Below are 10371 nucleotides of genomic sequence, written 5' to 3'. Positions count from 1 at the left end.
AAGTCACAAATAATGCGGCTGATGTGGATGATTCTTGTAATTGGATAGTTTGGGATAGTGCAGCAAAAAGTGCCAGCATCATTCCTCTTTCTACATCAAAATAGCAAATCTTAAGTAGGGTGCCCTGCGGCGCTTTAATCTTATTTCATGAAAAATCATCCCAATCATGCGGCTAACGCACCCTACAGTGAAATTTTGATGAGAAAATACACAGACTAGTTTATACATTCAACAAAAATTATATTTTAAGTAAATCAAGTGTCATAATTAGTAATATCACCAGATGCCGATTCTCTCACTAAAACCTTTGAGCGTGTATAGCCCATGACAAATTATGCAAATTTAGTTCCCGAATTTGAAGAATTATTTAGACAAAAGCTAAAGCTAAATAATTGTCGGCTGACAAAGAAGAGACAAGAGAATAATTATCAAATTACTACTCCTGCCAAAGACATTTTTTTGATGTCTTGGCAGGAATTTCCCGAAGTGAACTTGATATATCAGCCTGTCGGGATACGCACAGAGCAAACTTTAGTTTATGAGCGGGCTATTCGTTCTCATCTTAATTTTTGCCTGAGTAGTATTCAAGATAAAGTTGCTTCTTGATTGCTATTATTGATTAACTTTTAAGGAACACAAAGCAGCTATTCTAAAGGCACAGACTCATGTCTGGGGCTTTTCAAACACCATTAGATGCTGCTGTGGTAGCAAGTTTTTGGTTTCGCGCCAAATCAAACCAACAGCTTGCATTTCTTTTTTTACTTGTTTCTGAGTCATCTTGTGCAAAGCTTTAATCATCACAAAGGGGTTTTCGCCCCGGTATTCAACCAAAACCACTCTACCACCAGGTTTAAGGGCTTTGATAATTCCTTGCATCACTTCAAAGGGATACGCAAATTCGTGGTAAGCATCGACCATTATCGCTAAATCGACACTTTCAGGCGGTAGGTTGGGGTTACTCACCGTTGCTAAAATCGGTTCAACGTTGCTGATATTTTTCTCTTGTTTCAAAGACTTAATAATATCTAACATTTCTGGCTGAATATCCACTGCAAACACCTTTCCTTTGGGAATTAACGGTGCGATGCGAAAGCTTAAATAACCTGTACCCGCGCCAATGTCTGCAACAACATCGTTAGGTTTGAGGTCGATCGCGTTTACTATCTTACTTGGCTGTTCTTCTGCTTCACGGCTTGGTCTTTCTAGCCATGAGGCGCCGGTGTGTCCCATAACTTGGGCTATTTCTCGACCTTGGTAGAATTTGCCGATACCGTCTGGGTTGTGGATAGCCTTTTGTTGATATGTTGCGGATGCTGTAGGTGCAGTTGGTGACAGCGTAGGGTTAAGCAGCCAGCTGCACAGTATTAGTATGATGCCTATGGTTAAAAATACAAATTTATCTTTTAGTTTAAATTTCATTATTTGATTTGTTTTATTTTGCAGTCAGCACTCGTGTGTGCTGAAAATAAGCGTTAAAACGCTTACTACCATATTTTATATAACTAGAAGCGGGGTTATCCTCCCCCGCCATCTACCCAAAATTTAAATTACAAACGCATCCATTGCGCGATCGCTCCAATTTTCTCCTACTCGCTCTGCCACAAACGGTCTGATGATAAACTTGGGTGGGCAACCTTCTTGTACATCAATTCGCACGAATGAGTAAGGCAATCGTCGATGTGGTTTGTAACCTTCGCGACCAACAAAAAGCAACGAATCCGCAATTTTACGGTTGTAACTACCGTCAATTTCCTCAAAAATTTCCATCAATTCTGTTCCCTCTTGGCGTTGGCGACGGGGAAAATGACCGCTACCACCACTAATAATGCAGTTGATGTGTGAGTCTGCGTATCCAGTATCAGCGGTGCGGAGATATTCTAAGCAGTGGGCGTGACCGTTTAAAATTAAATCGACTATCGAACGTCCTTGAGTCAGGGAACCAACCTGAAGGGCAACTGCATCAAAACAAGCACGCAAGCGACGACGAACTGCTAATGTTTGCGCTTGATGCCATTTATTACTTTCAGTGACGTATGGCGGATGATGAAAGTAAATTATACGTCCGCGCACGTCTGAAGTATGCCAAGATTCAATTAATCTTTGTTTGAGCCATTCGAGTTGTTCAAAGTCGATCGCAGACGGTTTGTCAGATGCAAGTTGTTTCTCGATGTCGATTTTGATTTCGTTGATTTGGTCTAATTTGGCACTGAATTCATCGAGTTGTTCGGCTTCTTTGGGGTTATCTGGGTTGAGGCGATCGCATAATGCCAAAATCTCTGATTCTTCTTGGTCTATTTCCCGCCGACGTTTTTCTAATTCCCGGCGATTAATTTCCCCTTCTTTCGTTGCCGGCAGCGGTAATGGTTCATTAAAAGTATTCGAGTCGAGAGCGAAAAAGTCAATACCGCCGTAACGAAACGTATAATAACGATTGGGCAAGCGGGTAAAGTGTCCGGGTTGATAACGCAAACAGCGCCCGGTGTCACTTTTGGCAGTATAATGCTTATCTAGGTGACGTTCTAACTCTTTCAAAGAAGACATCGCCTGCAAATAATCAAGAAATGCTTTTGCATAAGCATTGCCTTGAGATGAACCATGCCACCCTATCTCTATATCTTGATAGCGGAACATTCGCCGTAAAGGTTGCGTTGTTCCGGTCAGCCAGCGATACATCAACGGTACATCGTAGTAATCGTGATTGCCCAGCACGGGTAATATTGGTAAATTGAAGACCATGCGATCGTAACGAATGCTTTTAGGATTCTCGCCATTCTCCAAAAACTCGCGGTAAGGCTCAATAAAGTTTGAGGGATAATACTCATGGGAACCGACGACATAAATTACATCCCCCGTATGCAACACAAAACGGCAAGAATCGCGGTGAGGCAGCATTAATTCGGCAATTTTGCGTTGGGGATGTTTGCCATAATGCGACTTAGTGCCAGTATCACCGATAACCATAAAGGAAAAATCTGGGCGATCGTCTCTACCGTCATCCAAAATCATGCTGGTTTGGTCAATTAAGCGTGAGATAATACTCGGATGATTCCATCGCACTCGTTCCTTCATCTTTTGGATTTTCACTGGAATCGGTGGATCGGATATTAATTTCACTCTAGTTAGTCTCCTTGTAACGCGATGCCTTCGGCAAGCCGCAGAGCGGCAACGCCTTCACCAGTTCATCAAAAAGCATAGAAGGCAACTTTCAATAATCAGCTTACAACTGGAGTTTAGACTAAAAGTTAGCGAGCGTCACTCAAAGAGTACAAATGTTCTAAATCGATCTGAGGCTAAAAACGATACAAGAGAACATAAGTTAACTGAAATGACGAGTCAGTCTCAACTCATTCATGACTCTTAAAAACTGTGTAGCACGTAAGTTACATCAAAGACAATAATGATAATCTTGCCAAAGAGGAGGGAGGCTCGCCTCCCTCCTCTCCACTATTTGATTATCATTATTAATAAACTGAAACTAAAAGTAGGTGATGCTCCTCTGAAGCCGCCCAAAGGGCAACCATTAACTTCAGAAAACATGTGTTGTTGGTATAAAATATTTGTCAAGGCAGTCTGCGGTTAACACAGACCCCCTTGGTTGGAAGATGAGAGAAGCTAGAGAGTGCGATCGCCACTAGGGCTTCAGCCGTCTCAACAATATTAGAGGAAACTAGCGTGAATATTGAAATTATTGAAGCCCGTCCGCAAGATCAGTCGATTTTGAGTCATTTGATAGAACTTTACCTTTATGATTTTAGTGAGTTCATGGGTTGGGATGTCGGGAATGATGGTCGGTTTGGGGACGACGGTCTTAAAGGTTGTTGGACTGAGCCTTGGCGGCATCCGTTTCTTGTTAAGGTGGATGGCTCGCTCGCAGGGTTTGTCATTGCCGACGGGCACAGCCAGCTTTCAGGAGACGAACACACTATGGACATGGGTGAATTCTTCATTCTACGCAAATACCGCCGACAAGGTATTGGCTATCGGGTAGCGTCCTTTATTTTCGATTTGTTTCCTAGCAAGTGGGAGGTACGACAGCTGGCCTTAAATGTAGATGCACAAACATTTTGGCGCAAGGTTATCAACCGATACACCAATAACCAATTCTATGAGATTTCTTGGAATAACGAGCATTATTGTGGTGTGGCTCAATTGTTTAACAACACCATTAAAACCCCCACGCAACTCGTGAGGGTTTAGATATTATCCCTAATGCCTACAGCATTTTGACTGGAGTTTAGACTAAAAGCGATATGAGGAAACGCAAGTCAAATAAGATTACGGATTAAAAATATTTTCAAGTCAGTCTCAAAGCATATACAATTTTTAAACAGTGTGTAGTACACATATCTGACAATAGTTACAATAATGATAATCATGGAAAGAGTGGGAGAGAAACGAGCGACGCTCGTTTCTCTCCCACTCCCCTATTTTGATTATCATTATTTCTGAACTGAGACTAGATGAAGAACGATCAAGAAAAAAGGGGTGTCTGATTGAATACAGTCCCCCTTTTGGCGGAAGGTGAGAAAAGAACTACCATTACTCACCTACCAACATGAAAAGTGCCAGACTTGAAGAGTTTCGTCAAGTAGCCTACAAATATTTAGGTAGAGCCAAGGACGCAACTTTTGAATTGACAGATGCCATATTGCTGACCCGAAATATTTATTGCCTAGCAGACTTATCCTTATCACCAGTGTTTAGACGCAAGTGGTCAAGCATCTATGAGGCATTACAAGATAGCAGACCACAGCGACAGAAATTGATGCAGCTATATATAAAACAGACTTATAGTCTCTACAAAATGCTGAAATTTAACTTCTTCGTCGTAAGTCCCGCGCTATAACGGTACTCCGTTTAGCGTCGGGATATAAGACGGGCAGCGACGATTATATCTTTTCCCATCAATATTAGAATAGAAGGCATCAAAATGCTAAAGGCGGAAGGTTCAGCCGTCTCTGCTGTAGGAGGGGAAGTAAGACCAAAGCTTGGACGAAAGTCCAATCTAAGGCATTCCCCCGTGAGTACAGAAGCCCACACCGTACCCGGCAGGGTCGGTGTTGGGTAGTTCACAAATCATAATCAGACGTTAATCAAGCTGTAATCCCGTAAATCTGACTTTTCTCAACATTCTTAAGCGCATCTCGATAAACCTGCTGAAATAAAACCCGCTGTGCATGACTTCCCCCAATCTCGTGCAACCGCCGCTTTAAAGGTTTAAGTTCCATCACAGCTGTATTAAAATCTTTTTTAGCGTGAGCCATCATCCCCCTAGCTGCGGGTATTGCTACCTCTAACCAACTTTGCCGCAAAAATAAATTCACCGTCAGAGTATGTTGTTGCATACTTACTAACATCTGATTTACCCAGTTAGTTTGTCCTGCTTTGGCTAAAGCATAGATATAATGCAAATCTTGGAAAGGTAGAGCGTGTTCGTTAATACGAGGGTAAAGATAAGCACTTATATCTTGCCAACGATCGCCTACATTTACCCCGCGTAATTCTAACCGCAATAATAGTGAAATTGCTCCTACTTCATCTTTTGGAGAGTCTTTCCGAGCGCGTCCCCAGATATGATTATCGTAAAGCGCTAAAACTTTATCTGTGTCGCCCAGTTCTAAATAATACAGCGCAATGTGCCACCAGTTGTGAGTATACAGCATCGAGTTGCAGTTTTCCCAAGTATCTGCAAAGTTCTCCATCCAAGCTATACCTTCCTCAACTCGTCCCTGAGTTTCCATGACGTGAGCGATCGCATGATGCACCCAAGGATCGTGACGATTTAATTTTACTGCTAACATAGCCATCTTTTCCGCTGCTGCTAGTTGATGACACTGTTCTAAACCAAACGCTACCATTCCGTATAAATAATGAGAATTTATATTCGCAGATACGATTTTATGGGCAATTTTCAATAATTTATCTTTGTCACCTGTATAAAAATAGTGATATTGTCCTTGCTGGACGGATATCATATCAGTGGGAAAGTTATCGGTAATCTCTTCGTGCAGGGCGATCGCTACATCTATCTCTTTATTTGCCCAAGCTGCGATCGCTTGTACATATAACTTTTCTCTGGTTGTAATCTTCTCTAAATGTTGTTGTGCTGCTTGCAAATAAGGTTGCGCTTGCCTTAAACCTACTTGATTTTCCTGGGAAAGGTAATAAGCAGCAGCATAAGCATGAGCGATCGCACAAGTCGGATCGGCGGCAATTGCTTGCAAAATCACAGTTTCTGCATATGAACCATAACTCAAAGCTTGATCGATGAAGCGATTTATAAGGGCGATCGCTTCTGGTGAATCTGTTGTCACTTTTAATTTTTGTGTATCTTCTTGCATTGCCTGTTAATTCCTCACAGCATAAGTGCGTCTGTTGTTTATTGCTTAACTACGGTAAATCGGTCGGAATAATGTACTTTTTTAAAGTATGTCACACCCAAGCGAGAAAAGGCAATAGATAAACAACGGTAACTTGATAGATGAACCGTAGTTAATTGATCAAGACTGAGAGTTTTTTTCTTACTCTGGTTTGGCGTGCTTCACACCTGAGGTGACGTGCGATAATTTTGGGAGCGATCGCACGCACCGATAAGGGAGGCTACTTTGTACGGAGCCGATCCAAACAATAAACACCCGATGGAGGGATTTCCGCAAATCTGCTTCATCAAAAATACCGTTGTCAATCCCAACATCATCATTGGTGACTACACATATTACGACGATCCAGTAGATTCGGAGAACTTTGAGCGCAATGTGTTGTATCACTATCCGTTTATTGGTGACAAATTGATTGTGGGGAAATTTTGCGCCATCGCCACGGGTGTCAAGTTCATCATGAATGGGGCAAACCACAAAATGTCTGGTTTGTCAACTTATCCGTTTCAAATCTTTGGGAATGGTTGGGAAAAAGTCATGCCACAGATAGGTGAATTACCATTCAAAGGCGATACTGTGGTTGGTAATGATGTGTGGATTGGTTATGAATCAACAATCATGCCAGGTGTGAAAATTGGGGATGGGGCGATCGTCGCTGCCAAATCAGTGGTGGTGAGCGATGTACCAGCTTATACCATCGTTGGCGGGAATCCGGCGAAATTGATTAAGCAGCGATTTTCAACTGAGGCGATCGCTGCACTTTTAGAAATCGCATGGTGGAACTGGAGTATCGAAAAAATCTCGCGCAATCTTGAGCTGATTGTTTCTGCGGATATTGATGCGCTTAGAAGTTGTGAGTGAGTTTAGACAGTAAAATGCGTTACCTCAACTATAGAAATGAAAAATATTATATCGATTGCTTTGAATAGTTGGTCACGGCAAAAACAGCAGCCTGTTTTGCTATTCGACTCAGTAGCAGCGGCTTCTGATGTTGCTTTTATACTCGGCGGTGAGTGGGATGGCTGCAATGGTGTAGTCATGACCAAGTGTGATGAGGTAGCGGTTAACACTGCTGCTAACTTGGTGTCAGCAAAATGGTGTTATAGCGGCATATCTTTTGCTTGTTTAGCTTCGTTGAAGAGTGATGAACTGATAAAGCGTTATGCAGCAGGAGAGAGGAATTTTATCAATGCTAACTTGAGGTGTGCAATGCTGGCATCAGTGAAGCTGAGTGAAGCTAATTTAAGTTATGCAAAGTTGAATTTGGCTAATTTAAGCAAAGCCGACTTAAGCAAAGTTGATTTAACAGCGGCAGATTTAAGTGAAGCTAATTTGAGTGGAGCCGACCTGAGTCAGGCATACTTAGTCAGGACAAACTTAACTAAAACAGATTTGCAACTAGCAGACTTAAGGGGGGCTAACCTAAGGGGGGCTAACTTAAGTGAAGTTAACTTAAGTCATGCAGACCTCAGAGGAGCGAATCTAGCGTCTTCAGACCTTAGAGGCGCAAATTTTCACTTTTCCAACTTGAGTGGGGCTAACCTGACAGGCGCCAAGTTTATAGAAAGAGACTTGGAAGAGTGTCTTAGAAACAATAGTATTTAAATTTTATCTCTAGAGACGTTCCGGACTGAACGTCTCTACCTTTATATTCATCAACGCCTAACTCTTCTAGTAGAGGAAACAAGTAATTAGAAATGCATATACTGCAATTATTACCAAGCAATAATCTTTGAGGCTTCTAGTTTTAGACCGACTAGGAGCTTTTTTTTAAGTTATTAGTTATTTCAATTGAGGCGTATGTCAAAAGAAATAAGAGTAGAGACGTTTTGCCAAAACGTCTTTACTATGCCTTGAGGCTAATAACAATTAGTTCTCTTGGCAGATTGGATGCCAGGGTTTGAATTGTTATTCTGTATTTGTTAGAAAAAACCTTCACCAAATTAACGGAACATGAATATTCTTGCTTGGATTGTTTTAGGTCTAATTGCTGGTGCCATTGCTAAGGCTATCTACCCAGGTCATCAAGGCGGCGGAATTTTAGGAACCATTTTGTTAGGAATCATCGGTGCTTTTATTGGCGGCAGTTTGGGCGTATTCTTGAGTACAGGGACTTTTGCCCTAGCAGCTCCTACTTTCAGCATCCCCGGTATTTTAGTAGCAGTTCTTGGTGCAATCGTCGCAGTTTTCTTGTGGAATCTAATCAACCGCAGAAGTGCTGTGTAATAATTTAAATTGCGATTAATTAATAGTAAACTTCGGGGAAGTCCAACTATATTTATCCCTGAATTCAATAAAAGCGGTAGCGCTTGCCTGTAGTTAGGTAGGCGCTTATTATTATGTTTTTGGGTAAAAATTAATTCTATGTAAAGTATGAAGCGGGTATTAATTCTGGGTGGAACCGGTGATGCGGCTGAACTAGCGGCGAAAGCGGCAAATCTTCCAGGAATTGAGGTGATGGTATCTCTCGCTGGTCGCACTCGTCAACCAAAAGATGTGGCAGGAAATATACGGATTGGTGGCTTTGGTGGTGTAGCCGGATTAACTGCATATCTGCGTTATGAAGCAATTGATTTGCTGATTGATGCTACCCATCCGTTTGCGGCGCAAATATCGCTGAATGCGATCGCATCTGCGGCTGAGGTAAACATTCCGGTGTTGATGTTGGTGCGTCCGATGTGGGAACGAGTTATGGGGGACAATTGGATAGAAGTTGAAAGTATTGAAGCTGCTGCCCAGAAGTTAAGCGATCGCACAAAGCGAGTTTTCCTCACTATCGGCAGACAAGAACTTGCGGCTTTTGCCCACCTTCAAGATATTTGGTTTCTCATGCGGATGATTGACCCGCCACAACCGAATACTTTAGTACCAAAAGGTTTACTTTTATATGATAGAGGACCTTTCACCCTGGCTTCGGAACGACAATTGTTGAGTCAGCACGCGATCAACACTATTGTAAGTAAAAATAGCGGTGGTGATGCGACTTACGCCAAGATTATTGCTGCACGAGAGTTGAATATCCCTGTTGTGATGGTACAGCGTCCGGCAATTCCAGAGAGCGATCGCGTTGCAAATGTAGAAGCAGCGTTAAATTGGTTGATCGGTCATGTGAAGTGAGGCTAGGGTGTGTTTTTGAAGTGTCCGCATCGGCATCCGCACGTGCAGCACACCCGCACCGGCGCACCCGCATCTGTACCCGCACCCGCACCCGCAGGCTAGAAGCCTGGGGCTATACGAACAAAGCCCACCTGCGTGGGCTAGAATTACAGCCCGCGAAGGCGGGCTTCGTTCCTATAGCCGACACCCTGGAAGGGTGTCGGCGGGCGTGTGCAACGTCCGTAATCTACATTTCCCAGTCGCAAATAAGAGTTTTTTGGTTATGGTGTATGTCTTGATTTCTGATGTAGTTGGCTATTTGGTCGATATTGTTGCGGCTAACTGTAAATGCACCATAACCGCCTTGCCATTTAAAAAAGCAGTCGGGTTTGATTTCATGGGTGATGAGGTGGGAGGAACTACCTTTTGCTTTGCCTATTAATTCAGATACTGTTAGGCTTGGCGGAAAGTTTATTAACAAGTGTACATGATCGGCAATGCCACCAACAGCAATTACTGTACATCCTAATTCACTACATTGTTTAGCGATCGCAGCATAAACAATATCTTGAATATCTCTTGTTACCAGCGGTAATCTATCCCAAGTTCCCCAAACACAATGCAAATATAATTGTGTAAAATTCCTCGACATTTTTTTAATATCTCAACGTGCCTCACTATATGTTTCCCGGCTTCAATGCCTAAATAACGCCCTCAGGCATGTAACGTCACCCCCACACGCCCTCAGCCTGGAAGCCTGGGGCTATACGAACAAAGCCCACCTGCGTGGGCTAAATATAGCAGTTCCCATTCAGATGCGGTACAACATTATATCGTCGCGTGTAGGGGCACGGCACTGCCGTGCCCCTACGGGTGTACCTCACGTAACCGAGAATTG

Annotated in this window: 11 protein-coding genes and 1 pseudogene; 8 read left to right on the top strand and 4 right to left on the bottom strand. The window is 42.8% G+C overall.

The genetic code is table 11. The annotated features are described in order from the left end of the window. Nucleotides 1-324: 324 nt before the first annotated feature. Complete coding sequence (locus AABK37_RS37590) at nucleotides 325-606, top strand: hypothetical protein (protein WP_432556543.1); 282 nt, start codon at nucleotides 325-327, stop codon at nucleotides 604-606. 57 nt (nucleotides 607-663) lie between these two features. Here the strand turns inward: AABK37_RS37590 and AABK37_RS37585 are convergent, their stop codons facing one another. Both AABK37_RS37585 and AABK37_RS37580 read right to left on the bottom strand, forming a co-directional pair. Next, entirely contained in the window at nucleotides 664-1419 is a 756-nt protein-coding gene (locus AABK37_RS37585) for a class I SAM-dependent methyltransferase (protein WP_432556542.1), read from the bottom strand. A gap of 123 nt (nucleotides 1420-1542) precedes the next feature. Then, entirely contained in the window at nucleotides 1543-3114 is a 1572-nt protein-coding gene (locus AABK37_RS37580; RefSeq protein ID WP_432556541.1) for a metallophosphoesterase family protein, read from the bottom strand. Nucleotides 3115-3672: 558 nt separating this feature from the next. On the opposite strand from AABK37_RS37580, the gene AABK37_RS37575 reads away from it, so the two are divergent. The 3 genes and pseudogenes from AABK37_RS37575 to AABK37_RS37565 form a co-directional block, all read left to right on the top strand. Continuing rightward, a complete protein-coding gene (locus AABK37_RS37575) occupies nucleotides 3673-4197 on the top strand; it encodes a GNAT family N-acetyltransferase (RefSeq protein ID WP_432556540.1) in 525 nt (174 codons plus the stop codon). A 358-nt stretch (nucleotides 4198-4555) separates the two neighbouring features. Beyond that, nucleotides 4556-4846: a hypothetical protein gene (locus AABK37_RS37570; protein ID WP_432556539.1), complete on the top strand. Its 291-nt coding sequence runs from the start codon at nucleotides 4556-4558 to the stop codon at nucleotides 4844-4846. Nucleotides 4847-4903: 57 nt separating this feature from the next. Further along, nucleotides 4904-5068 (top strand): annotated as a pseudogene (locus tag AABK37_RS37565) (RNA-guided endonuclease TnpB family protein); the annotation flags it as partial. A gap of 25 nt (nucleotides 5069-5093) precedes the next feature. Here the strand turns inward: AABK37_RS37565 and AABK37_RS37560 are convergent. Beyond that, entirely contained in the window at nucleotides 5094-6341 is a 1248-nt protein-coding gene (locus AABK37_RS37560; protein ID WP_432556538.1) for a tetratricopeptide repeat protein, read from the bottom strand. 264 nt (nucleotides 6342-6605) lie between these two features. Here AABK37_RS37560 and AABK37_RS37555 point away from each other — a divergent pair, with 264 nt between their 5' ends. The 4 genes from AABK37_RS37555 (at nucleotide 6606) to AABK37_RS37540 (ending at nucleotide 9494) form a co-directional block, all read left to right on the top strand. Next, on the top strand, nucleotides 6606-7238 hold the full coding sequence (locus AABK37_RS37555) for a Vat family streptogramin A O-acetyltransferase (RefSeq protein WP_432556537.1): 633 nt from the start codon (nucleotides 6606-6608) through the stop codon (nucleotides 7236-7238). Between the two features lie 36 nt (nucleotides 7239-7274). Continuing rightward, on the top strand, nucleotides 7275-7982 hold the full coding sequence (locus tag AABK37_RS37550) for a pentapeptide repeat-containing protein (RefSeq protein ID WP_432556536.1): 708 nt from the start codon (nucleotides 7275-7277) through the stop codon (nucleotides 7980-7982). Nucleotides 7983-8330: 348 nt separating this feature from the next. Then, nucleotides 8331-8603 (top strand): GlsB/YeaQ/YmgE family stress response membrane protein, encoded by a 273-nt coding sequence (locus AABK37_RS37545; RefSeq protein ID WP_432556535.1) that lies wholly within the window; start codon nucleotides 8331-8333, stop codon nucleotides 8601-8603. Nucleotides 8604-8750: 147 nt separating this feature from the next. Continuing rightward, nucleotides 8751-9494, top strand: a complete 744-nt coding sequence (locus AABK37_RS37540; protein WP_432556534.1) for a cobalt-precorrin-6A reductase — start codon at nucleotides 8751-8753, stop codon at nucleotides 9492-9494. Between the two features lie 226 nt (nucleotides 9495-9720). Here AABK37_RS37540 and tnpA read toward each other — a convergent pair whose 3' ends face one another. Next, entirely contained in the window at nucleotides 9721-10125 is a 405-nt protein-coding gene (gene tnpA, locus AABK37_RS37535; protein WP_432556533.1) for an IS200/IS605 family transposase, read from the bottom strand. Between the last annotated feature and the right edge of the window lie 246 nt (nucleotides 10126-10371).

Source organism: Tolypothrix sp. VBCCA 56010 (assembly GCF_050875635.1).
GTDB lineage: Bacteria > Cyanobacteriota > Cyanobacteriia > Cyanobacteriales > Nostocaceae > Hassallia.
The sequence above is the reverse complement of the archived record's forward strand: the minus strand, read 5'-3'. Positions and strand labels throughout refer to the sequence as shown.

Excerpts from the sequence above, each read along its gene's own strand:
- AABK37_RS37590 (WP_432556543.1), top strand. The coding sequence starts at position 325 with ATGACAAATTATGCAAATTTAGTTCCCGAATTTGAAGAATTATTTAGA.
- AABK37_RS37585 (WP_432556542.1), bottom strand. The coding sequence starts at position 1,419 with ATGAAATTTAAACTAAAAGATAAATTTGTATTTTTAACCATAGGCATC.
- AABK37_RS37570 (WP_432556539.1), top strand. The coding sequence starts at position 4,556 with ATGAAAAGTGCCAGACTTGAAGAGTTTCGTCAAGTAGCCTACAAATAT.
- AABK37_RS37560 (WP_432556538.1), bottom strand. The coding sequence starts at position 6,341 with ATGCAAGAAGATACACAAAAATTAAAAGTGACAACAGATTCACCAGAA.
- AABK37_RS37550 (WP_432556536.1), top strand. The coding sequence starts at position 7,275 with ATGAAAAATATTATATCGATTGCTTTGAATAGTTGGTCACGGCAAAAA.
- AABK37_RS37545 (WP_432556535.1), top strand. The coding sequence starts at position 8,331 with ATGAATATTCTTGCTTGGATTGTTTTAGGTCTAATTGCTGGTGCCATT.
- AABK37_RS37540 (WP_432556534.1), top strand. The coding sequence starts at position 8,751 with ATGAAGCGGGTATTAATTCTGGGTGGAACCGGTGATGCGGCTGAACTA.
- tnpA (WP_432556533.1), bottom strand. The coding sequence starts at position 10,125 with ATGTCGAGGAATTTTACACAATTATATTTGCATTGTGTTTGGGGAACT.